Consider the following 21135-nt stretch of genomic DNA (forward strand, 5'->3'; position numbering starts at 1 on the left):
CGCCTCCCGACCGTTGCGGTGTGCGCTACTCGCCGCGCAGCTCCAGGTACTTCGCGATGAGGGCCTTCGTCGACGAGTCCTGCGCGTCGAGCGCAGCCTGGTCGCCGTCGACCGCCGGGGCGATCTGCAGAGCGAGCTGCTTGCCGAGCTCCACGCCCCACTGGTCGAACGAGTCGATGCCCCAGATGGTGCCCTCGGTGAACACGATGTGCTCGTAGAGGGCGATGAGCTGGCCGAGCACGCTCGGGGTGAGCTCCGGCGCGAGGATCGACGTCGACGGCTTGTTCCCCGTGAACGTGCGCGCCGCGACGATCGCCTCGTCGGTGGTGCCCTCGGCCCGGACCTCGTCCGCCGTCTTGCCGAAGGCGAGCGCCTTCGTCTGGGCGAAGAAGTTCGCGAGGAACAGGGCGTGCACGTCCTGCCCCGGCTGCACGGCCTTCCCGTCGCCGGACTCGTCCTTGAGCGGTCGCGCCGGCTTCGCGACGGTGATGAAGTCCGCCGGGATCAGGCGCGTGCCCTGGTGGATGAGCTGGTAGAACGCGTGCTGGCCGTTCGTGCCCGGCTCGCCCCAGAAGACCTCACCGGTCTCGGTGGTGACCGGCGAGCCGTCCCAGCGGACGCGCTTGCCGTTCGACTCCATCGTGAGCTGCTGCAGGTAGGCGGGGAAGCGGTGCAGGTACTGCGTGTACGGCAGGACCGCGTGGCTCTGGGCGCCGAGGAAGTTCGAGTACCAGACGTTGAGCAGCCCCATGAGGACGGGGACGTTCTGCTCCAGCGGGGTCGTGCGGACGTGCTCGTCGACGGCGTGGAACCCCGCGAGGAACTGCTCCCAGTTCTCCTTGCCGATCGCGATCACGACGCTCGTGCCGATGGCGGAGTCGACCGAGTAGCGGCCACCCACCCAGTCCCAGAAGCCGAACGCGTTCTCCGGGTCGATGCCGAACGCCGCGACCTTGTCGAGCGCGGTCGAGACGGCGACGAAGTGCTTCGCGACGGCGTTCGACTTCTCGTCGTCCGACGCGTCGGCGAGACCGAGCCGCTCCCAGAGCCACTGGCGTGCGAGCCGGGCGTTCGTGAGGGTCTCCAGCGTGCCGAAGGTCTTCGACGCGACGATGAAGAGCGTGGTCTCGGGGTCGAGGTCCGCGGTCTTCTCGTAGATGTCGGCGGGGTCGATGTTCGAGACGAAGCGCGCCTCGAGCCCGGGCTGCACGTACGGCTTGAGGGCTTCGTACACCATGACCGGGCCGAGGTCCGAGCCGCCGATGCCGATGTTCACGACGGTCTCGATGCGCTTGCCGGTGACGCCGGTCCACGCACCGGACCGCACCTGGTCGGCGAAGGCGTAGACCTTGTCGAGCGTGGCGTGCACGTCGGCGTCGACGTCCTGCCCGTCGACGACGAGCTCCGGCGAGGCCCCCTTCGGACGGCGGAGGGCGGTGTGCAGCACGGCGCGGTCCTCGGTGGCGTTGATGTGCTCACCCGCGAGCATCGCCTGGAAGCGCTCGGCGACGTGGGTGTCCTTCGCGACCTGGAGCAGCGCGCCGAGGATCTCGTCGTCGACGAGCCCCTTCGAGAGGTCGACCGTCAGGTCGGCTGCCTGGAAGGTGTAGCGCTCGGCACGACCGGGGTCGCTGTCGAACCACCCTCGCAGGTCCGGGGTGAAGCCGGCGGCGATGCCGTCCAGCTTCTTCCAGCCTTCGGTCGATGTGGGGTCGACGGGAGCGGATTCGGTCACTTCGGTCCTCCTGGGTACCTTCAAGACGTACAAGCCCGCGGGTCACCGCAGCGCTGCGTCGCGGACCGTCTCCGAGCGTAGTGCCGTCGCGTCGGTCGTGCGCACAGGCGGCCGGGAGGCGCGGGTCGGTTCCGCTGCCCGCGTCACGCGAGCAGCGCCTCCAGTGCGCCCGCGACCGGCCCGGTCGGCGCGCCGCGCCACGCCCGTCCCGCCCAGAGGTGCAGCCATCGGGCGTCCCCGGTCTCCGCGGCAGCGGTCCGCATCGGCCGCGTGAGGTGGTGCACCGCCGGGTAGCCGAGCGGCGCGTCCGGGTGGGCTCGGACGAAGTCGTTGACGAGCGCCCGGGCAGGACGGCCGGTGAACGCCCGGGTCAGGTCGGTCCGGTCGAAGGCGGGGTCGGTCAGGGCCGCTCGGTGGGTCGCTCCCGTGCCGGCCTCGTCCGTCCGCAGCACGAACGTGCCGACGGCGGTCGCTCCCGCACCCGCGGCGAGCGCGGCGACCACGTCGGCCCGGGAACCGATGCCACCGGCGGCGATCACCGGGCGCGTGGTGACGGCGGTGACGGCCCGCACGAGGTCGGGCAGGGACCGCTCCTCGAGGGCACGCGTCGGATCGAACACCGCGGAGTGGCCGCCCGCGCCGGTGCCCTGCACCAGCAGGACGTCGACGCCGAGCTCCTCGGCAGCCCGGGCCTCGTCGGGGTCCGTCACGGACTGCACCGTGATCGTGCCCCGACGCCGGAGTGCGGTCACGGCGCTCGCGTCGGGCAGCCCGAAGGTGAACGAGACCACCGGCACGGGGTCGTCGAGCAGCAGCGCGAGCTTGTCGGGCCAGCCGTCGTCGTCCTCGCGCAGCGGGACCTGCCCGACGGCGGGGGCCTCCTGCGCGAGCCGTGCTCGGAGCCGGTCGTACTCGGCGGGGTCGATCGGCACCGGGTTCGGCGCGAACAGGTTCACGCCGAACCCGGTCACCCCTGCCGCACGGACGGCGGCGATCTGCGCGCCGAGGGTCTCCGGCGTCGTGTAGCCCGCTGCGAGCTGCGCGAAGGAGCCCGCACGGGCCGCGGCCGTCACGAGCGCCGCGGTGGTCGGTCCTCCGGCCATCGGCGCGACGTGGACGGGTCCCCCGCCCCGGAGGACGCCCGGCAGCTGCACCATGCCCCCCCATCCTGCCCCGCTCAGGGGCGGGGCGTGAAGCGGCGCAGGCGGAGGCTGTTGGTCACGACGAAGACCGACGAGAACGCCATCGCCGCCCCCGCGAGCACGGGGTTGAGCAGCCCCGCCATCGCGAGCGGGATGGCCGCGACGTTGTACGCGAACGCCCAGAACAGGTTCCCCTTGATCGTCCGCAGCGTGGCACGGGCGAGGCGGATCGCGTCGACCACCACGGTCAGCCGACCGCTGACGACGGTGATGTCGCTCGCCGCGATCGCCGCGTCGGTGCCGGCACCCATCGCGATCCCGAGGCCCGCGGCCGCCAGCGCCGCGGCGTCGTTCACACCGTCGCCGACCATCGCCACGCTGCGGCCCTCGGCCTGGAGTCGACGCACCGTGTCGAGCTTGGAGGACGGGGTCGCCCGCGCGTGCACCTCCTCGATGCCGACCTCGGCCGCCACCGCTCGGGCGGCTCCCTCGTTGTCGCCGGTGAGCAGCACCGGGTGCAGGCCGAGCTCGCGGAAGCGCCGGACGGCGTCCTGGGCCTCGGTCTTGACCGTGTCACCGACGACCACGACGCCGAGGGCTGCGCCGTCTCGGGCCACGACGACCGCTGTGCCCCCGTCGGACTCGGCGGTGTGGACCGCCTGGGCGATCGTGTCCGGGATCTCGACGGCCCACGAGGACCGGAGCCACGGGACGCTGCCGACGAGGACGACGTCGCCGTCGACCACGGCCTGCACGCCGGCTCCGGGCGTCGCGGCGAACTGCGTGGCTCCCGTCACGTGGAGTCCTCGGGCACGAGCGGCCTCGACGACGGCGCGGGCGACGGGGTGCTCCGAGCCGTCCTCGACCGCCGCGGCGAGCCGCAGCACGGTGTCGTCGGGGACCTCGGAGGTTCCGGTGACCGAGCGCAGGGCCATGACCCCGGTGGTCACCGTGCCGGTCTTGTCGAGGACGATCGTGTCGACGCCGCGCGTCTGCTCGAGGACCTGGGGGCCGCCGATGAGGATGCCGAGTTGCGAGCCGCGGCCCGTGCCGACGAGCAGCGCCGTCGGGGTCGCCAGGCCGAGGGCGCACGGGCAGGCGATGATGAGCGTCGCGACCGCGGCGGTGAACGCGGCGGTCAGGCTGCCGCCGAGCACGAGCCACCCGACGAAGGCCAGGAGGGCGAGGCCGATGACGATCGGCACGAAGACCCCGGAGACGCGGTCGGCGAGCCGCTGCACCTCGGCCTTGCCGGTCTGCGCGTCCTCGATGAGCTTCCCCATCCGGGCGAGTTCGGTGTCGGCGCCGACGCGGGTGATCTCGACGACGAGCCGGCCGCCGACGTTGATGGTCGCACCGGTGACGCCGTCGCCCGGCCCGACCTCGACGGGGACGGACTCGCCCGTGAGCATGCTGAGGTCGACCGCGGAGGACCCGTCACGGACCGTGCCGTCGCTCGGGATGCGCTCGCCCGGTCGCACGACGACCACGTCCCCGACGACGAGCGACGCGGCGGGGACACGGACCTCGGTCGCGGTGCCGGACGACTCCCGGAGGACGGTGGCGTCCTTCGCGCCGAGCTCGAGCAACGCGCGCAGTGCCGCACCGGACTGTTGCTTCGCCCGGGCTTCCATGTACCGCCCGGCGAGGATGAACACGGTGACGGCGCTCGCGACCTCGAGGTAGAGGTCACTCGCCTCGGGGTCGGTGGCGAACCACGAGAACGTCATGTGCATGCCGGTCATCCCGGCGTCGCCGAGGAACAGCGCGTACAGCGACCAACCGAAGGCCGCCAGGACCCCGACGCTCACGAGGGTGTCCATCGTGGCGGCCCCGTGGCGTGCGTTCACCCACGCGGCACGGTGGAACGGCAGCGCTCCCCACACGGCGACGGGTGCGGCGAGCGCCAGGGCCAGCCACTGCCAGTTCGGGAACTGCAGGACGGGCACCATCGACAGCGCGACGACCGGGACCGCGAGGACGGCGGAGACGACGAGCCGCTGCCGGAGCGGTGCCGCCGGGTCGTCCCCGTGCCGACCGGCGACGTCCGCCCCCCGCTCGGGTTCCGGCGGCGCCGGCACCGAGGCGCCGTACCCGGCGGACTCGACGGCGGCGATGAGCGCGGCGGTGTCGGTCGACCCCGGCGCGTCCACCGTGACCTGCGCCTTCTCGGTCGCGTAGTTCACGGTGGCGGTGACACCGGGGAGCTTGCCGAGCTTCCGCTCGATGCGGTTCGCGCACGAGGCGCACGTCATCCCGGTGATGTCGAGCTCGACGACCCCGTCGGTCACGACCGCACCACGTCGTACCCGGCCTCGGCGATCGCGCCGCGGAGGGCGTCCGCGTCGATCGGCGCGTCCGAGGTGACGGTCACCTGCGACGCGCCACCCGGCACGAGCTGCACGGCGACGTCCGACACCCCGTCGAGTTCGCGGAGTTCCTCGGTGACGCTCATCACGCAGTGTTCGCAGGTCATGCCCTCGACGAGCAGGAGTTCGGTGTTCACGGTGGTTCCCTTCGTTCCTAGGAGCGCACGAGCCGGGCGATCGCCTCGCTCGCCTCGCGCACCTTCGCGTCCGCCGCATCGCCGCCGACGGCCACGGCCTCGGCGACGCAGTGCGACAGGTGGTCTTCGAGCAGCGACAGCGCGACGCGTTCGAGCGCGCGGTTCGCCGCGGAGATCTGCGTGAGGACGTCGATGCAGTACGTCTCGTCCTCGACCATGCGGGCGATGCCACGCACCTGCCCCTCGGCACGGCGGAGTCGCTTGAGCAGGTCGTCCTTGTCGCCGATGTACCCGACGTGTCGGTGTGTGTCGTCCGTCATGCTCAGTACGGTACCCCCCTAGGGTACCTGATGTCCAACACTGAGTGTTCGCTGAGTCGTCGTGCTCGAGCGTGACGGATCCACCGCACACCCCGTCTCCTCCACGACAGCAACCGCCGGACGGCCCGGCGGAGAACCGGAAGGAACGACAATGGCTGACTCCACGACCACCACCCCGGCCACCACGAGCACCGCAGGCGGCGTCACGGGCAAGACCGTCATCGACGACTCCGTCGTCTCGAAGGTCGCCGGCATCGCCGCTCGCGAGGTGAACGGCGTCCACTCGCTCGGCGGCGGGGCTGCCCGTGCCATCGGTGCGATCCGCGGCGCGATCGGCCAGCGCGACTTCGGCCAGGGCGTCAAGGTCGAGGTCGGCGAGACGCAGGTCGCCGCCGACCTCGTCATCGTGGCCGAGTACCCGGTCGCCCTCCAGCAGGTGGCCGACGACGTCCGCTCCGCCGTGGCCCGTGCCCTCGAGCAGATCGTCGGCATGGAGGTCGCCGAGGTCAACGTGACCGTCCAGGACGTCTTCATCCCGGGCGACGACGACGACAACGACGACAAGAAGGAGTCGCGCGTTGAGTAACACGGTGCTGGGCGCCCTGATCGGCGCCGTGCTCGCCGTCGTGGCGCTGCAGTTCGGGTTCTGGGGCTTCGTCCTGGTGATCGTGTTCGGCGCGATCGGGGCGTTCGTCGCCGCTCTCGCGACCGGGAGGATCGACCGCGGTGCGCTGACCGACGTGCTGACCGGACGTCGGAGCTCCCGGTGAGCGCCGGCCCGGAGGTCCCGGGCCGCGTCGAGGTCACCGCCCGTGCCCTGACCTCGCTGACGCGGGCCGTCGCAGCCGAACGGCTCGGCGCCCCCGCGAGCCGGGTGCGGGTCGGACTCGGCGACGCGTCCGGGTCCCTCGCCCTCGACATCACCGGTCCGGTCGCGGCGGGCGAGGACCTCGTCGCGCACGCGACCCGCGTGGCCGACGAGGTCAAGGGCCGCGTGAGCGAACTCACCGGGCGTCGCGTCGGCAGCGCACACATCGAACTGACCGGGATCGTGCGCGACCACGAGACCCGTGTCGACAGGAGAGCATCGTGAGCAACGGTTCCGTCGAACGCCGCATCCGGCGTCGGAGCGTGCACCGCTCCCGCTCGACCGCCGTCGCGGTGTCGCTCGTGGTGCTCGCCCTCGTCGCCGCGTGGATCGGCACGGAGTCCGTCCTGCGGGCACTCGGGCGTCCACCGCTCCTGGCGGACCCGCAGACCGCGGTCGACGCCGCCCTGCGCCCGGACGCCGCGTCCATCACGGTCGCGGAGGTGGTCGCCGTCGTGCTGGTGGTCCTCGGCGTGGTGCTCGTCGTGCTCGCACTGAAGCCCGGACGGCAGCACCGCTCGGTCGTCGAGCACGACCGCGGCGCCGTGATCGTCGACACCCGCATCGTCGCGTCGACCGCGGCGAACGCGGCCGGCCGGGCAGCGGGGGTCCCGGAGGGCAACGCCTCCGCGACCGCCCGCGGCCGCCGCACCGACGTGCGGGTCGTCCCCGTCACCGGTGTGCCCGTCGACGAGCACGCCGTCGAGGAAGCCGTCCGAGCGCGTCTGGGCGGACTCGACGAGCGGTTCGCTCGGCGGGTCCGGGTCCACCTCGAGCAGAAGGGAACCCTCGCGTGACGAAGAGCAACCGCACGCTGAACCGGGTCATCCTGTTCGTCCTCGGCCTCGTCGCCGTCGCCGTCGGGCTCGTCGTCGGCGCCGGGGTCCTGCCCGCCGTCCGGGAGGCGCTCCGTCCGTACGCCGACGTGCCCCGCACCCTCGAGGTGCCCGCCTCGTCGCTCTGGATCGTCGCCGGCGTGTGCGCCGTCGTCGTCGTGCTCGCCCTCGTCTGGGCGTGCACCCGGGGCCGGGGCGGCACGGCCGTGGCCCTCCGGCAGCACACCGGCGCCGACACCGTGACCGTGAACGTCGCCCTCGTCCGGGACGTCGTCGAGCACGAGCTGACCGGCGTCCGCGACGTGGTCGGCTCCCGGGTCGACACGTACCTGGTCCGACGGCAGCGCGCCGCTCGGATCCGGGTCGCGGTCCGTCGCGGTGGCGACGCCGTGACGGTTCTCGCCGCGATCGACCGGGCCGTCGCGGCCCTCGACCGCACCCTCGGACGTCAGGTGCCCGTCCTCGTGCACCTCACGGGCGGCACACGTTCCGCCCTCGCGAAGGCGACCCGGGTCCGCTGACCGACCCGGGTCGCCGCGACCACCGCCTCACCCGCACCGACGGGGCGGGCGCGACCCGGGCCTCCCGGGCCACCACCGAACACCCACCGGGCGCACGCCCGAACCGAGGAAGGAACCCCCATGGGACTCGACGACAAGATCAAGAACGCCGCGCAGGACCTCGCCGGGAAGGCGAAGGAGGCCGTCGGCACGGTGACGAACGACGACGACAAGGTCGCCGAGGGCAAGAAGGACCAGGCCGCGGCCAGCGTCAAGCAGGCCGGCGAGGACGTCAAGGACGTCTTCAAGCGCTGAGTCGCCCGTCCCGCGCCGGGGTGCCCNGTCGGGCGCCCCGGCGCATCCGTACGCCCGGGTCGAGGAGGAGGAACCATGCAGCACGATCCGCACGGACGCCGTGCCACCGTCATCGCACGGGCAGCGCGGCCGTGACCACCGCCTGGTCGGGCGGTCGACGCCCCCGGACCCGTCCCCGCGCACGCGGTGTCTGGGTCGCCACCGGCGTGGGTGTCGTCCTCGTGCTCGGGACCGTGCTCGGCGCCTACCTCCCGCTCGTCGGGTTCCTCGGCAGCGTGACCGCCACCACGGCCGGCCTGGTGCCGTTCCCCGTCGTACGGGTCGCCGTCGCGACCGTCATCGGCGCGGTCGTCGTCCTCGGGCTGCTCCTGCTCGCCGCGACCCGCCGGCGCACGACCACCGCCACGATCGCCGTGGTCCTCGCGGTCCTCGTCGCGCTCGCCGTCACGGCGCTCCCGCTCGTGCTCGTCGCCGTCGGGTCCGCCGACCGCGCCGGCGACGTCTGGCCCGTGCTCACGCACCTCTGGAGCCGGTTCACCGGCTGAACGCACCTCCCCCGGGTCACGGATCGACGACGCCACCGGCGTGTCGTGTCAGGATCGCCGCATTCCCGACATTGTTCAGGTGAAGGGAGCACCGTGGACGACACCGCAGACGACGACGCCAGCCTGGCACGGCGCCTCGCATCGGGGGACCCAGGAGCGTTGGCGACGGCGTTCGACCGGTTCGCGCCGGCACTCACCCGGTACGCATGGGCGATCGCAGGCAGCCGGCAGGACGTCGAAGAACTCGTACAGGACACGTTCCTGACGCTCTGGCAGAAAGCGGACGGCGTGCAGCTCGCGACCGGCGGCCTGCTGCCCTGGCTGCTCGTGGTCTGCCGCAACCACGCGCGGAACCTCGGGCGGCGGAACGCGCAGCACGACGCCGACGACCTGCCCGCCGAACTCGCGGCACCGGCCGCCGACACCGACGCTGCCGACCAGCTCCGGTGGGTACGCGACGAGATCGCCGCGTTGCCCGAGACCGACCGGCTGATCTGCGAGCTGTGCCTCGTGCAGGGCTACTCCTACGCCGAGGCGGCTCAGCTCCTCGGCCTCACGGTCGGGACGGTCACGCAGCGCGTCTCCCGATCGCGTCGACGACTGCGGAAGGCGGTGGCGAACGATGGACGTTGAGCCCCCTCAGGGAGACGACCTGCAGCGCATGCTCGTCTCGATGAAGCGGAACGTGCTCGAGCGGGCGACCCCTCGGCCGCGTCGACGAGCACGGCGTGCGGGCATCGCGATCGGTGTCGTGGCGGTCCTGCTGCTCGGTGCGGCCGGCGGCGGCGTGGCCCTCGGCCTCATCCCCACCACCGTCACGGCGGACCCCGCTCCGACGGCGACACCGGAACCAGGTCCGCGCGCGACGGAGACGCCGTCGGGCGCTCCCGTCGTCGGGACGCCGACGCCGACCGCGGTGGCGTCGCCGTCGCCGAGCCGGACACCGGGACGGGCGCCGTACTCGGTGTCGGACCCGTCCACGTGGACGATCTCCGGCGACGAGGTCGGGCCGATCGCGATCCGCGGGCCCATCGACGGTGAACTCGACGACCTCACTGCGGCGTACACGCGCGAACCTGAAGCGGAGGACGGCTGCGCGAACCCGGCGGTGTCCTCGTGGAACGGGTCCGGCTCGAACCTGACGGTGGTCGAGCAGAAGGGCACGGTGTGGGGCGTGTACGTCACCGCGACCGCGACCGACGGTGCTCCCCCGACCACGGCGGAGGGACTCGGCGTGGGCAGCACGCTCGCCGAACTGCGGCAGGCGTACCCCGACCTCACGGCGGTCGACCGCGGAGAAGGGGTGCCCAGCACCGCGTACTCCCTGTGGGGGATCGAACGGGGCGGTCGGTACGTCACGTTCCAGCTCGGGGCCGACGACACCGCGGTCATGGCCGTGTGGGACAGCGTGTGGCCGGCGGTGCCGTACGAGTTCTGCGGCTGACACGGCGGGCGGACACGGCGCCACGGCGTTCGGGCCCGCAGCCCGCCAGCGGAGAGCCCGCTGAGCGGCATCGGGCAGCCCGCTGCCCGCTCCCGCTCAGCGCGCGGCTGCTGCGAGCCGGGCGAACCCCTCGTCGATCGACACGGCCGGCGTCCACTCGAGGTCCCGGCGCGTCCGGCGCTGGTCGAACCAGTGCGCGGTGGACAGCTGCTCGGCGAGGAACCGGGTCATCGGCGGCTCGTCCTCCCCGGGGCGCACCCGCCACACGGCCTCCACGAGCGACCCCGCGACCCGTGCGACCCCGGCGGGCACGTGCAGCCGCGGTGCCGGCACGCCCGACGCGACACAGATCCCGGCGAGCAGGTCGGCGACCGGACGTGGCTCCCCGTTCGTCACCACGTAGGCGTTGCCGTGCACCCCGTCATCGGCTGCGTGGTCCAGCGCGGCGACCATGGCCGAGGCGGCGTTGTCGACGTAGAGCGTGTCGATGAGAGCAGCGCCGGAGTCGAGCAACGGGAGGCGCCCGGTGCGTGCCCGGTCGACGATCCGCCCGACGAGCTGCGTGTCGCCGGGCCCCCACACGAGGTGTGGCCGGACGGCGACCACGGCGAAGCCCGGGGCGTCGGCGTCGAGCGCGAGCAGTTCGGCGGCGGCCTTCGTCCGCGCGTAGTCCCCGCGGGCTCGATCGGGTTCGGCGGGTCCGGCGTCGACGCCCACGAGCGAGGAGCCCGTGTGCGCCACCGACGGCGACGAGACGAACACGAACCGGGACACCCCGGCGGCACGGGCGGCGGCGACGAGGGCTCCGGTGCCGTCGACGTTCACGCGGACGAAGTCGTCCGGGTCGCCGGCCAGCGAGACCTTGGCGGCGAGGTGCACCACCGCGTCGATGCCCTCGACCGCTGCGGCGACGGCGTCCGGGTCGGTCATGCTGCCGAGGACGTCGGTGACGCCGGGCACCCGGGAGGGCCGTCGCTGGAAGGTCCGGACGTCGTGCCCGGCGTCGCGCACGGCAGCGGCGGTCGCCTGCCCGAGGAAGCCGCTGGCCCCGGTGACGAGGACCCTCACGGTCGGACCATCCGGCCGCCGGCCAGCACGGACGAGGCCCAGCGCGACAGCCGGGTCCGATCGACCTTCGAGTTGTGCCGGATGTCGGTCGGCAGCGCGGGCACGACGAGCACCGCGGCGAGCGTCACGGCTGCGGCGGCGCGGACGGCGTCGGCGAGTGCGGGTTCCGCGAGCGCGGGACGACGGACGCCACGGTCGGTCTCGACGACGGCGACGAGCTGCTGCGTGCCGCTCGGGCCGATCCCGGCGACCCCCGCCCGACGCACTCCGGGGACACCCTCGATCCGCTGCTCGGGACCGACCGGCGTGACCACGCCGTGGGGTGTCGTCACGACGTGCTGCAGCCGTCCCTCGACCCACAGGCGCCCGGCCGCGTCGAGGTGCCCGACGTCGCCGGTCCGGTGGCCGCGGGGGTCGTCGACGCCGAGCCGTGACACGCGGTCCGTCCGCCACAGCCGGTCGTAGTGGTCCCGCACGTGGGGCGCGGCGACGACGATCTCCCCGGTGACGCCGGGTTCGTCGGTGAGCGCGCCGGTGGGCCGGCCGGCGTCGTCGAGCGGCGCGATCCGCACGCGGACGTTCGTCGCGGGTCGTCCGACGCAGATGCCGTCGTCGGTCGACGAGTCGGCGGCCGCACGCACCCCCTCGAGGTCGACGTCCGTCATGAGCAGCCCCTCGGTCATGCCGTACGGGGTGTGCGCGGTCGCGTTCGGCATGAGGTCCGTCGCTGCGGCGAGCAGCGAGGCCGACACCGGTGCGCCCGCCGACAGGAACAGGCGCACCCGCGAGAGTGCTGCACGCTCCGCGCCGGTCAGCGCGGGCGCCGTGGCGACCACGTTGGCGAGGGCGGCCGGCGAGAGGAACACCACCGTGGCGTCCGCGGCGGCGACCGATGCCGCGACGGCCCGGGCGGTCAGGGTGCGCGGAGCGGTGACGTCCATGTCCGGCGCCACGGACCGCGCTCCCAGGGCCGGGCCGAGGAGCGCGAACGGCGCGAACCCCGCGACGAGTCCGGTGCCGACGCCGACGTCGTACTGCGCCGCGAGGGCGTCCCGGACGGCTCCGAGCTGCCCGTGCGTGTACACCACGCCCTTCGCGGGGCCGGTGGAGCCGGAGGTGAAGAGCACGGCGGCCGGCGTGTCCGCGGCGGGAGCGGGAGGGAGTGCCGCGCCGGCGGCGAGCCGGCGGGCACCGCGACGTGCGACCTCGGCGAGGGTGTGTTCGACGCGGAGCGCACGGCGCGCGGCACCCGGCAGCGCGATCGTCGCGATGCGCCGTCCGGGCCACCCGAGCGCGCGCGCCGCTGCCAGCCCGGGGAGCGCACCGATGACCCAGTCCGGGCGCGCACCCCGCACGGCTCGGGTCAGTCCCCCGATGCCGAGGCCGGCGTCCGCCACCACGACGGTCGCGGCGATCCGGACGCTGGCGTAGAGCGCGGCGGTCAGGTCGGCTCCGGGCGTGACGAGGAGCGAGACGCGGTCGCCGTGGCGGACACCGACGTCCAGCAGGCCGGCTGCGACCTCGTCGACGCGGCGCGCGAGGAGCCGCCAGCTGATCGTGCGCGGACCGTCCTTCGTCGCCATCTCGACGAGGGCCGGTCCGTCCGAGTCGCGCAGTTCGTCGAGGGCGGCCCAGAGCGGGCGGCTCGCGTCGGGTCCGCGCTCGCCGTCGGCCTGGAGGCGCGCCCCGGCCGGCGTGGTCGCGTGACCGCCCGGCAGGTGGTCGCCGAGCCACTCGAACAGCGCTCCGGCGACGTCGGCGTCCTCCGGGAGCAGGTGGCCGGCGCCCTCGAAGCGGTGCACGTCGGCTTGCGGCAGGCGCTCCACGAGGTCGTCGAGGTAGCGCTCGAGGAACACGGGATCGCGTGGCCCCCACAGGATGAGCGCGGGGACGTCGAGCGCAGCCACCCCGGCTGCGATCCGGTCGAGCTCCGGCGCGCTCGCGTGCCCGGCGTCGACGGGGATGTCGGCGACGAACCCGCCGATGCCGCCGCGTCGCGCCGCACCGCGGTACGGCGCCCGGAACGCGTCGGCCACCCGGCGGTCGAGCCGGGGGTGCGCGATCGCGAGGGTGGTCTCGAGGAACGCGGGCGTCAGCACGGTGGCGCGACCGAGCAGCTCCGGGCGCAGTGCGAGCCGCAGCGGTGCCGGGATCGGGGCGTCGTCCGGTTGGTGCACGGCGGTGTTGCACGTCGTGACGGCCACCACGAGGTCCGGGTGGTCGACCGCCCAGCCGAGGGAGACGACCCCGCCCCAGTCGTGCCCGAGCGTGACCACCGGGCCGGTCAGCCCGAGTTCGTCCGTGAGCGCGCCGAGGTCGTGCACGCGATCGGCGAGACCGTGCGCGTCACCGGTCCGCTCCGAGAAGCCCATGCCGAGCTGGTCGACCGCGACGACCCGCCAGGCCGGGCCGCCCGATGCGGCGACCTCGAGCGAGGTGCGCAGCACCGACCGCCACAGGTACGACCACGTCGGGTTGCCGTGCACGCAGAGGATCGTGCCGACGGGCTCGACGCCGAGCGCGGCGAGGGAGCCGGCCGTGTCGAGGAGGTGCCAGGTGCGGTCCGGACGAGCCGCGCCTCCACGGGCCGTCCCGGGGACGGTCACGAGACGCGACCACGTCGGGTCGAGTCCGGGCAGGGGCGGCGGGAGCGTCGCCGGAGCCGTGGCAGCGGCGACGCGCGGGAGGCCGGACCTCACCAGCGCAGTTCCATCATCGCCGTGTTGATGCCGGAGCCGACGCCCCCGAGGAAGACCCGGTCGCCGGGACGGATCGAGCCGCGCGCGACCTCGTCCGCGAGGGTGATCGGGATCGACGCCGGACCGACGTTGCCGAAGCGCTGGTACGTGGTGGGGACCTTGTCACGCGGCACACCGATCGCCTCGACGAAGGCGTTCGTGTGCACGTCGGAGACCTGGTGCAGGACGTACCGGTCCATGTCGGCCCAGTCGAAGTGCGAGCGCGCCTCGTTCCAGGCGGCGACGACGAGTTCCATGCCGCCCTTGAGCAGCATCTTCGCGTCGGTGAACATGCCGTCGACGCTGCCGACGCAGAGGTCGTACCACTGGGTCGCAGCGCGCGTGACCCCGCCGACGATCCGGTGCCCCGCGGGGTGCGCGTCCGCCGGACCGAGCACGGCGGCGGCCGCTCCGGAGCCGAGCGTCAGGCTCGCGAACTCGCTCATGAAGTCCTTGCGGTTCCGGCCGCCCTCGTTGAGTCGCGCGATCGTGTTGAGCTGCACCTGGTCGGCGTCCTCGCCGTCCACGACGAGGGCGTACTTGATCTGACCGGAGTCGATCATGCCCGCGGCGACGCTCATCGCGTTGACGAACCCGAGGCACGCGTTCGCGATGTCGAAGTTGATCGCGGACGACGGCAACCCGAGGCCGTGGTGCAGCCGCACGGCGACCGAGGGTTCGAGGTGCGGGCGCGTCACCGACGTGTTGATGAGCAGTCCGACGTCCTCGGGGCGGATGCCGGCCTCGGCCATGGCACGTCGCCCGGCGTCGATCGCGGCGTCCTGGAAGGACTGGCCCTCGCCCCAGTTCCGGCGTTCCTTCACCCCGGCCACGCGTTCGAGCAGTCCCATCGGCAGGCGCAGCCGACGCAGCACGCCGCGGAGCCGTTCCTCGATGTCCGCGGAGGTCGTCACGCGCTCGGCCACCGTCGTCGCCACGGAGAGGAGCGCGACGTTGTCGTGCTTCGCCGTGGCGTTGCCCGGCCGCTCCGTTTCGCTGCTCGTCGCCTGGTCGACCGGCCGTTCCGTCATGATCGTCACCGACACATACTTCCGCATCCGGCCTGGGTGCGCGATCCGGAAGCGCTGAGCGGCGCCTCCGGCCCGGAGCGGACGGCCGCTCAGGCATCGGGGAGGCGGGGCTCCTTGGGCAGCTTCCGGACCTTCGCGCGGCGCTTCCGACGTTCCGGGATCATCGAGCGCATCTCTTCCAGCTTGCCGAAGCACAGCAGGCGGTCCCCGGACTCGAGGGGGACGCCGCTGCGCGGATTCGGGATCACGCTCGAGCCGCGGTGCAGCGTGAGCACGGTGATGTCCCGGTCCCAGAGACCGGACTCCTTGATGGTCTTCCCGACGAGGTCGGCGTTCGTGTGCACGAGGAGCTCGGCCACGCCGTACCCCGTCGACACCGACAGACGCTGCCGGACGTCGATCTCCGGGAACGCGACCTGGTTCGCGATGAAGTCGATGATCGCGCCGGCGATGTCCAGGCCCGTCGCGCGCTCGATGCCCTCGAGCCCCGGCGACGAGTTGACCTCCATCACGAGGGGCCCGTCGTTGCCCTCGAGCATGTCCACACCGGCCACCCGCAGGCCCATGATCTGCGCCGACCGGACGGCGGCCTCCTCGTACTCCGGCGTCAACGTCACCTTCTCGACCGTGCCGCCGCGGTGCACGTTCGACCGGAACTCGTCCCCGGAGGCGCTCCGGCGCATCGCGGCCACGACCCGGTCACCGACCACGAGCGCGCGGATGTCCTTGCCGCGACTCTCCGAGATGAAGCTCTGGATGAGGACGTTCTGCTTGGTGGAGTGCAGGGTCTCGACGATCGACTCGGCGACCTTCGCCTCGGGAGCGAGGATCACGCCGATCCCCTGCGTGCCCTCGAGCAGCTTGATCACGACGGGAGCACCCCCGACGCGCTCGATCGCCCCGCGGACGTCCGCGCGCCCGTTGACGAACGTCGTGGCCGGCATGCCGATGTCGTGCCGGGACAGGATCTGGTTCGCCCGGAGCTTGTCCCGCGAGTTCGTGATCCCGTTGGCCGTGTTCGGCGTGTACACGTCCATCTGCTCGAACTGCCGGACCACGGCCGTGCCGTAGTACGTGATCGAGTTGCCGATCCGCGGCAGGATCGCGTCGTAGTCGCTCAGCAGCTTGCCGCGGTACTGCAGGTCCGGGTCGTCACCCGTCAGGTCGATCGCGAACCGCAGGGTGTTGAGCACCTTGACCTCGTGGCCGCGGTCGAGCGCGGCCGCCCGGAGGCGCGCGGTCGAGTACGCGTGCGGGGCACGCGACAGGATGGCGAGTTTCATCGGTGCTGCTCCGCGGGATCTCGGTATCGACGACGACGCTCCATCCAAGCATGCGCACGCGGTGTCCGAGCATGCGACAGGATGGGCGCATGCCCCGAGAGCCGAAGACCCCGAACGGCGGTCTCGTCGTCGCCGGGTGGCGCGAGTGGGCCGGACTGCCCGGCCTCGGCATCCCGTGGATCAAGGTGAAGCTCGACACCGGCGCCAGGAGCTCCGCCCTGCATGCGTTCGACCTCGAGGAACTCCCCGGCGACCGGGTCCGGTTCTCGGTGCACCCGTGGCAGGACACCGACGCGGACGCCGTCACGATCGAGTGCGACGTGCACGACCGCCGCACCGTCCGGAGCTCGACCGGCCACACGCAGGAGCGCATCGTGGTCCTCACGGAGATGACCCTCGCGGGTCGCGTGTTCGAGGCCGAGGTCACGCTGAGCAACCGCGACCAGATGGGGTTCCGGATGCTCGTCGGGCGCGAGGCACTCCGTCAGGGGTTCCTGGTCGACCCGGCGAGGTCGTTCATGGCCGGCCGGGCGCCGAAGGACATCCGGCGCCGGAACCGCGGGCGCGCCTGACGCGACGCCGGTGTCCGGAGGGTGGGGTCAGCGGGTCAGGTGCCGGCCCAGGAACGTCAGCTGCTGCGGCGCCAGTCGTCGCCAGTAGGCCGTCGTGTGGCCACCCGCCTCGAAGCCGCCGGCCGGGGCCGTCGCGAACCCGTCGACGTACGTCCGGACGGCCGGTTCGAACCCGTCGCCGGTGCCGCAGTCCACACGGACCGCGACGCCGTCCAGCGAGCGCTGACGCCCGAGGACGGTGTTGGCGCGGAAGTCCTCGGGGTCGTCGAACGCGCCGCGTGCCGTCTCGCCCGCCTGCGTCCAGAGCGCGGGGCTGATCGCGGACACCGCGCGGACTTGCGACGACCCGAGCACGCCGGCGAGGTGGAGTGCGCCGTACCCGCCCATCGAGTACCCGGTCAGGCCGAGCCGGGCGGTGTCGAACCCGCGTCGGGCGAGCAGCGGGAGGAACTCGTCCACGACCATCGACGCCGGATCGTCGCCGTCTGCTCGGCGGTGCCAGTAGCGGTTCCCGCCGTCGACCGAGGCGATCGCGAACGGGGCGCCGCCGGCGGTGATGTGCGCGGCGAGGAACCGGTCGTACCCGAGGTGCTGCCCGAAGAAGTCGGCGTGGTCGTCGCCGTAGCCGTGCAGCGCGACCACGACCGGGAGCGCGGTGTCGGACGCGGGAGCGGCGATCGTCCACCCGACCTCCCGGCCCTTCCGCGCCCTGGAGACGAAGGTGCCCGACGTGGACGGCACGCCGGCGACGTCGGGCACGGTGCCGGCCGGCCCGTCGAGCCCGAGGACCCGGTACATGGTGGACCGGCCGGGCAGCACGCGGGCGTTCACGGCCTCGGCTGCGCCGCCTGCGACCACGAGGGCCGCGCCGCCGACGATCAGGGACCGCCGGGTGATGCGGGCCGCGCGCGGAGCGGTCATCCGAGGGGCACCGTGCCGTCCGAGGTCACGCGCTTCATCACGAGTGTGGAGGAGATCCGCTGCACACCGGGCAAGGTACCGAGTTCGGTGTCGTAGAACACCTGGTAGGCGGCGAGGTCACGTGTGAGGATGCGCAGCAGGTAGTCCGGGTCGCCGAACAGCCGCTGTGCCTCGACCACGTTCGGCATGCCCCGGACCCGGTCCTCGAACCCGCCGATCGTCTCGAGGTCGGTCCGGCCGAGGGTCACGAACACGATCGCCTCGAAGTGCAGCCCGACGGCTTCCGGCGAGACGACGGCGCGGTACCGCTCGATGGCGCCGGACTGCTCGAGCGCCTTCAAGCGGCGGTGGCACGAGGACAGGCTGAGGCCGACCTCGGCGGCGAGGTCGGTGGCGCTCATCCGGCCGTCGTGCTGCAGGAGTGAGAGGATCTCCCGGTCGAGTGCGTCCATGGCGGCAATCATTGCAGAGAGTCCGGGTGTCGAGCGGGAGAAGCGGAGCACATCCCACACGATCCGCCGTAGCGTCTCGTGCTGTGGACCTGACCCTCGTGCTGCAGTTCTGGACAGTGGCGCTCCTGCTCGCCCTGACACCGGGCGCGGACTGGGCGTACGCCATCGCGGCCGGCCTGCAACCGCGGTCCGTGGTGCCGTCGATCCTCGGGATGGTGTGTGGCTACGTCGTCGTGGTCGTCGTCGTGGCGCTCGGCGTCGGGGCGCTCGTCACCGAGTACCCCGCGGCGCTCACCGTCCTGACGCTCGCGGGGGCGGCGTACCTGCTGTACCTGGGCGGGAGCACGTTGCTCGCCCGGGGCAGCACCCCGGTCACGGCGAGCGACCGACCCGTCGGGGCCAGCGCCCGCACGCGGTTCCTCCGCGGTGCCGGCGTGAGCGGCATCAACCCGAAGGGCATCCTGCTGCTCCTCGCGCTCCTGCCGCAGTTCGTCTCGCCCGGTGGCTGGCCCGCCCCGGTGCAGATGGGCGTCCTGGGCAGCCTCCACCTCGTGGACTGCGCGGTCGTCTACCTGCTCGTGGCGTTGGCGGCGCGGAGGATCCTGCACGCGCGCCCACGGGCCCGGGTCGTGGTGACGAAGGTGTCCGGCGCGCTCATGGTGCTCATCGGCCTCGGGCTGCTGGCCGAGCAGGTCGTGCCGCTGCTGCACTGAGCAGGTCGTCCCGCTGCTGCGCCGAGCAGGTCGTGCCGCTGCTGCGCCGAGCGCGTCCACGTCGGCGCGCACACCGCGTCAGAGCAGTGCGGCAGCGATCCCGCGCGCGACCTCGGTGCCGAGACCGGGATCCCGCAGCCGCATCGCGAGGTACCCGGACACCACGAGCAACAGCTGCTCGGCGAGCGCCGCCGCCCGGTCGCCGACGACGGGCACGGCGAAGTCGGTCAGACGCCGCCGCAGGGTGCCGGTCTCCCGGTCGAGCACGGCACGCAGGTCGTCCGGGGCGTCGGCGTACTCGGCGGCGGTGCCGAGGAACGCGCACCACCGTGACCCCGACGGCGTGGAGCGGTAGGCGTCGAGCGCGTCGAACACGGCGAGCAGTCGCCCGCGGTCGTCCTGCGCGGCGGTGACGGCCCGATCCCAGACGGCGACCCAGTCGTCGTGGCGGCGGTCGAGCGCCGCGGCCACGAGCGACTCCTTGCTCGCGAAGCCGCGGTACAGGGTGGCGCTGGAGATCCCGGCGCGCTCGAGGACGGCGTCGATCGGGGTCGCCGCGATGCCCTGCGTGAAGAAGAGCTCCTCGGCGGCGTCGAGGAGCTTCTGCTCGGTTCCTGGACGCATGGCCATGAGAGCACCCTAGGCTCCGACAAGTGAAACGATCGTTTTCGTTACGGCAACGGCTCCTGCTCGCGACCGGACTCGCGCTCATCGCCGCGACGTACGGGCTCGTCCGACTGGCGTACGGCCTGTTCCTGCCCGACGTGCAGCACGACCTCGGGCTGCCCGACGCCGCCGCCGGTCGGATCTCGTCGGGCGCCTCCGCGTCGTACTGCGTCGGCGCGGTGGTCGGGTTCGTGCTCGCGAGCCGGTGCCCCCGCGCCCTGGTCACAGCGTCCGCACTCGTCGCCGGGTTCGGCGCGCTCGCGATGGCGGCGGCGCAGGGGCCGGGCGTGTTCGGCTCGGCCTCGGTGATCGCGTCCGCGGCCGCCGGGCTCGCCTCGCCCGCTCTGGTCCGCATCGTCGCGCAGCACGTCCCGGAGCAGGTGCTGGACCGGGCGCAGTCCGTCGTCAACGCCGGGACGGGCCCCGGACTCGTGGGCGCCGGCGTGCTCGCACTCCTCCTGCTGCCCGGGTGGCGTGCGGCGTGGGCCTGGTCCGGCCTGTTCACGCTCGCGGTGGGCGCGGCGCTGCTCGCGGTGGCACGCGGCGATGGGGGCGGTCCATCCGTCCGGTCGCCCGGTCCTTCCCGGTCGTGGTTCCGGGCGCACGGCTCCGTCGTCGTGCTCGCCGTCCTCTTCGGTGCGGGAACGGCGGTCGTCTGGACGTACGCACGCGCACTGCTCGTCGACGCCGGCGCTCCGCCCGTCGTGTCGGTGTCCGCGTGGATCGCGCTCGGTCTCGGCGGAGCCGCGGTCGTCCTCACCGCGCCCTGGACGAGCAGGATCGGTCCACGACGACTCTGGGCGATCACCGCCGGCGGGGGCGCGGTCGCGGTCCTGACGCTCGGGGCTGCACCTCGATCGACACTGCTCGCGATGGCGGCGTGCGCGGTCTTCGGGTGGGCGTACACGGCCGCGACCGGTGCCCTCATCGCCTGGACGACCGCGATCGACGCGGAGCGGGCGTCCGCGGGGACGTCGGTGCTGTTCGTGGCGCTCGTGCTCGGGCAGGCTGCGGGGGCGGCCGCAGCCGGAGCGTTCGTGCAGCAGGTCGGGTACCCGCTGACGTTCGCCGCCGGCGCGCTCGTGGTCGCGGTGAGCACCGGTGCCGTCCTCGCCGCTCGGCCGGTCAGAGCAGCGGACGCAGCTCGATCCTCCGGTTGCACGCCGCCGACGCCTCGGTCGCGACGCGCAGCGCGGTCTCGGCGTCCGGCAGGTCCATGACCCAGAACCCGGCGACGTACGCGTCGTGGTCGCCGACGAGCCCGGCGGCCGTGTCGGGCGTGCCGCCGCGGGCGTCGACGACGGTGCCGTCGGCGGGCGCGGACACCCCGGCAGCGAACACGACCGCATCCCCGAGCCGGTCGTTGAGCGCGTCGACCGCGTCCATCTCGGCCTGGGTCGCGGATTCGGTACGGCCGGCCGCGCGGGCCTGACCGTCGTCGATGACGTTGACGAGGAACTGCACGGCGACTCCCCTGTTC

Annotated in this window: 25 protein-coding genes; 12 read left to right on the forward strand and 13 right to left on the reverse strand. The window is 73.3% G+C overall.

Annotation, left to right across the window (positions count from 1 at the left end; genetic code table 11):
• Positions 1-25: 25 nt before the first annotated feature.
• The 5 genes from pgi to ACTJKO_RS05145 all read right to left on the reverse strand — a co-directional run bounded on the left by pgi (position 26) and on the right by ACTJKO_RS05145 (position 5703).
• Positions 26-1735 carry a glucose-6-phosphate isomerase gene (gene pgi / locus ACTJKO_RS05125; RefSeq protein ID WP_440686352.1) on the reverse strand — a complete coding sequence of 570 codons (1710 nt, stop codon included), beginning with the start codon at positions 1733-1735 and terminating at the stop codon, positions 26-28.
• Positions 1736-1878: 143 nt separating this feature from the next.
• The gene (locus ACTJKO_RS05130; protein ID WP_440686354.1) at positions 1879-2892 is read right to left on the reverse strand and encodes a nitronate monooxygenase; all 1014 of its coding nucleotides are present in this window, start codon (positions 2890-2892) and stop codon (positions 1879-1881) included.
• Positions 2893-2912: 20 nt separating this feature from the next.
• Positions 2913-5168 (reverse strand): heavy metal translocating P-type ATPase, encoded by a 2256-nt coding sequence (locus ACTJKO_RS05135; RefSeq protein ID WP_440686356.1) that lies wholly within the window; start codon positions 5166-5168, stop codon positions 2913-2915.
• Positions 5165-5383: a heavy-metal-associated domain-containing protein gene (locus ACTJKO_RS05140; protein ID WP_440686358.1), complete on the reverse strand. Its 219-nt coding sequence runs from the start codon at positions 5381-5383 to the stop codon at positions 5165-5167. Before ACTJKO_RS05140 ends, ACTJKO_RS05135 begins: the two co-directional genes overlap by 4 nt.
• Positions 5384-5400: 17 nt before the next feature.
• On the reverse strand, positions 5401-5703 hold the full coding sequence (locus ACTJKO_RS05145) for a metal-sensitive transcriptional regulator (RefSeq protein WP_440686360.1): 303 nt from the start codon (positions 5701-5703) through the stop codon (positions 5401-5403).
• A 151-nt stretch (positions 5704-5854) separates the two neighbouring features.
• Here ACTJKO_RS05145 and ACTJKO_RS05150 point away from each other — a divergent pair, with 151 nt between their 5' ends.
• From ACTJKO_RS05150 to ACTJKO_RS05190, 9 genes are all read left to right on the forward strand, one after another.
• The gene (locus tag ACTJKO_RS05150) at positions 5855-6289 is read left to right on the forward strand and encodes an Asp23/Gls24 family envelope stress response protein (RefSeq protein ID WP_440686362.1); all 435 of its coding nucleotides are present in this window, start codon (positions 5855-5857) and stop codon (positions 6287-6289) included.
• A complete protein-coding gene (locus tag ACTJKO_RS05155; protein ID WP_440686364.1) occupies positions 6282-6473 on the forward strand; it encodes a DUF2273 domain-containing protein in 192 nt (63 codons plus the stop codon). The genes ACTJKO_RS05150 and ACTJKO_RS05155 overlap by 8 nt, the downstream gene beginning before the upstream one ends.
• The gene (locus ACTJKO_RS05160) at positions 6470-6796 is read left to right on the forward strand and encodes a hypothetical protein (RefSeq protein WP_440686366.1); all 327 of its coding nucleotides are present in this window, start codon (positions 6470-6472) and stop codon (positions 6794-6796) included. The genes ACTJKO_RS05155 and ACTJKO_RS05160 overlap by 4 nt, the downstream gene beginning before the upstream one ends.
• Positions 6793-7368, forward strand: coding sequence for a DUF6286 domain-containing protein (locus ACTJKO_RS05165; protein WP_440686368.1), 576 nt, complete (start codon positions 6793-6795; stop codon positions 7366-7368). The genes ACTJKO_RS05160 and ACTJKO_RS05165 overlap by 4 nt, the downstream gene beginning before the upstream one ends.
• Positions 7365-7928: a hypothetical protein gene (locus tag ACTJKO_RS05170; protein ID WP_440686370.1), complete on the forward strand. Its 564-nt coding sequence runs from the start codon at positions 7365-7367 to the stop codon at positions 7926-7928. The genes ACTJKO_RS05165 and ACTJKO_RS05170 overlap by 4 nt, the downstream gene beginning before the upstream one ends.
• Positions 7929-8048: 120 nt before the next feature.
• A complete protein-coding gene (locus tag ACTJKO_RS05175; RefSeq protein ID WP_440686372.1) occupies positions 8049-8222 on the forward strand; it encodes a CsbD family protein in 174 nt (57 codons plus the stop codon).
• A gap of 131 nt (positions 8223-8353) precedes the next feature.
• The gene (locus ACTJKO_RS05180) at positions 8354-8767 is read left to right on the forward strand and encodes an MFS transporter permease (protein WP_440686374.1); all 414 of its coding nucleotides are present in this window, start codon (positions 8354-8356) and stop codon (positions 8765-8767) included.
• 93 nt (positions 8768-8860) lie between these two features.
• Entirely contained in the window at positions 8861-9400 is a 540-nt protein-coding gene (locus ACTJKO_RS05185; protein WP_440686376.1) for an RNA polymerase sigma factor, read from the forward strand.
• Positions 9390-10211: a hypothetical protein gene (locus ACTJKO_RS05190; RefSeq protein ID WP_440686378.1), complete on the forward strand. Its 822-nt coding sequence runs from the start codon at positions 9390-9392 to the stop codon at positions 10209-10211. The genes ACTJKO_RS05185 and ACTJKO_RS05190 overlap by 11 nt, the downstream gene beginning before the upstream one ends.
• Positions 10212-10307: 96 nt before the next feature.
• On the opposite strand, the gene ACTJKO_RS05195 is transcribed toward ACTJKO_RS05190, so the two are convergent.
• The 4 genes from ACTJKO_RS05195 to ACTJKO_RS05210 all read right to left on the reverse strand — a co-directional run bounded on the left by ACTJKO_RS05195 (position 10308) and on the right by ACTJKO_RS05210 (position 16331).
• Positions 10308-11279, reverse strand: a complete 972-nt coding sequence (locus tag ACTJKO_RS05195; protein ID WP_440686380.1) for an NAD-dependent epimerase/dehydratase family protein — start codon at positions 11277-11279, stop codon at positions 10308-10310.
• Positions 11276-13978: an alpha/beta fold hydrolase gene (locus ACTJKO_RS05200; RefSeq protein WP_440686382.1), complete on the reverse strand. Its 2703-nt coding sequence runs from the start codon at positions 13976-13978 to the stop codon at positions 11276-11278. The genes ACTJKO_RS05195 and ACTJKO_RS05200 overlap by 4 nt, the downstream gene beginning before the upstream one ends.
• Positions 13975-15048: a 3-oxoacyl-ACP synthase III gene (locus ACTJKO_RS05205; protein WP_440686571.1), complete on the reverse strand. Its 1074-nt coding sequence runs from the start codon at positions 15046-15048 to the stop codon at positions 13975-13977. Before ACTJKO_RS05205 ends, ACTJKO_RS05200 begins: the two co-directional genes overlap by 4 nt.
• Positions 15049-15137: 89 nt before the next feature.
• Positions 15138-16331 (reverse strand): RimK family alpha-L-glutamate ligase, encoded by a 1194-nt coding sequence (locus ACTJKO_RS05210; RefSeq protein ID WP_440686384.1) that lies wholly within the window; start codon positions 16329-16331, stop codon positions 15138-15140.
• Between the two features lie 89 nt (positions 16332-16420).
• Here ACTJKO_RS05210 and ACTJKO_RS05215 point away from each other — a divergent pair, with 89 nt between their 5' ends.
• On the forward strand, positions 16421-16903 hold the full coding sequence (locus tag ACTJKO_RS05215; RefSeq protein ID WP_440686386.1) for an ATP-dependent zinc protease family protein: 483 nt from the start codon (positions 16421-16423) through the stop codon (positions 16901-16903).
• A gap of 27 nt (positions 16904-16930) precedes the next feature.
• On the opposite strand, the gene ACTJKO_RS05220 is transcribed toward ACTJKO_RS05215, so the two are convergent.
• Positions 16931-17824: an alpha/beta hydrolase gene (locus ACTJKO_RS05220; protein ID WP_440686388.1), complete on the reverse strand. Its 894-nt coding sequence runs from the start codon at positions 17822-17824 to the stop codon at positions 16931-16933.
• A complete protein-coding gene (locus tag ACTJKO_RS05225; protein WP_440686390.1) occupies positions 17821-18276 on the reverse strand; it encodes an Lrp/AsnC family transcriptional regulator in 456 nt (151 codons plus the stop codon). Before ACTJKO_RS05225 ends, ACTJKO_RS05220 begins: the two co-directional genes overlap by 4 nt.
• Before the next feature lie 83 nt (positions 18277-18359).
• On the opposite strand from ACTJKO_RS05225, the gene ACTJKO_RS05230 reads away from it, so the two are divergent.
• Complete coding sequence (locus ACTJKO_RS05230) at positions 18360-18989, forward strand: LysE family translocator (RefSeq protein ID WP_440686392.1); 630 nt, start codon at positions 18360-18362, stop codon at positions 18987-18989.
• A 78-nt stretch (positions 18990-19067) separates the two neighbouring features.
• On the opposite strand, the gene ACTJKO_RS05235 is transcribed toward ACTJKO_RS05230, so the two are convergent.
• Positions 19068-19619, reverse strand: coding sequence for a TetR/AcrR family transcriptional regulator (locus tag ACTJKO_RS05235; RefSeq protein WP_440686394.1), 552 nt, complete (start codon positions 19617-19619; stop codon positions 19068-19070).
• Between the two features lie 23 nt (positions 19620-19642).
• Between ACTJKO_RS05235 and ACTJKO_RS05240 the strand changes: the two genes are divergently transcribed.
• Positions 19643-20875 (forward strand): MFS transporter, encoded by a 1233-nt coding sequence (locus tag ACTJKO_RS05240; protein ID WP_440686396.1) that lies wholly within the window; start codon positions 19643-19645, stop codon positions 20873-20875.
• Here the strand turns inward: ACTJKO_RS05240 and ACTJKO_RS05245 are convergent.
• A complete protein-coding gene (locus ACTJKO_RS05245) occupies positions 20781-21119 on the reverse strand; it encodes a YciI family protein (protein ID WP_440686398.1) in 339 nt (112 codons plus the stop codon). The genes ACTJKO_RS05240 and ACTJKO_RS05245 overlap by 95 nt on opposite strands.
• Positions 21120-21135: the final 16 nt, after the last annotated feature.

It is taken from the genome of Curtobacterium sp. 22159 (genome assembly GCF_052045775.1).
Classification (GTDB): Bacteria; Actinomycetota; Actinomycetes; order Actinomycetales; family Microbacteriaceae; genus Curtobacterium.

What these genes read in the sequence shown, in the direction of transcription:
- ACTJKO_RS05225 (WP_440686390.1), bottom strand. Translation starts at nt 18,276, where the DNA reads ATGGACGCACTCGACCGGGAGATCCTCTCACTCCTGCAGCACGACGGC.
- ACTJKO_RS05220 (WP_440686388.1), bottom strand. Translation starts at nt 17,824, where the DNA reads ATGACCGCTCCGCGCGCGGCCCGCATCACCCGGCGGTCCCTGATCGTC.
- ACTJKO_RS05190 (WP_440686378.1), top strand. Translation starts at nt 9,390, where the DNA reads ATGGACGTTGAGCCCCCTCAGGGAGACGACCTGCAGCGCATGCTCGTC.
- ACTJKO_RS05175 (WP_440686372.1), top strand. Translation starts at nt 8,049, where the DNA reads ATGGGACTCGACGACAAGATCAAGAACGCCGCGCAGGACCTCGCCGGG.
- ACTJKO_RS05235 (WP_440686394.1), bottom strand. Translation starts at nt 19,619, where the DNA reads ATGGCCATGCGTCCAGGAACCGAGCAGAAGCTCCTCGACGCCGCCGAG.
- ACTJKO_RS05145 (WP_440686360.1), bottom strand. Translation starts at nt 5,703, where the DNA reads ATGACGGACGACACACACCGACACGTCGGGTACATCGGCGACAAGGAC.
- ACTJKO_RS05215 (WP_440686386.1), top strand. Translation starts at nt 16,421, where the DNA reads ATGCCCCGAGAGCCGAAGACCCCGAACGGCGGTCTCGTCGTCGCCGGG.
- ACTJKO_RS05150 (WP_440686362.1), top strand. Translation starts at nt 5,855, where the DNA reads ATGGCTGACTCCACGACCACCACCCCGGCCACCACGAGCACCGCAGGC.
- ACTJKO_RS05210 (WP_440686384.1), bottom strand. Translation starts at nt 16,331, where the DNA reads ATGAAACTCGCCATCCTGTCGCGTGCCCCGCACGCGTACTCGACCGCG.
- ACTJKO_RS05205 (WP_440686571.1), bottom strand. Translation starts at nt 15,048, where the DNA reads ATGACGGAACGGCCGGTCGACCAGGCGACGAGCAGCGAAACGGAGCGG.
- ACTJKO_RS05130 (WP_440686354.1), bottom strand. Translation starts at nt 2,892, where the DNA reads ATGGTGCAGCTGCCGGGCGTCCTCCGGGGCGGGGGACCCGTCCACGTC.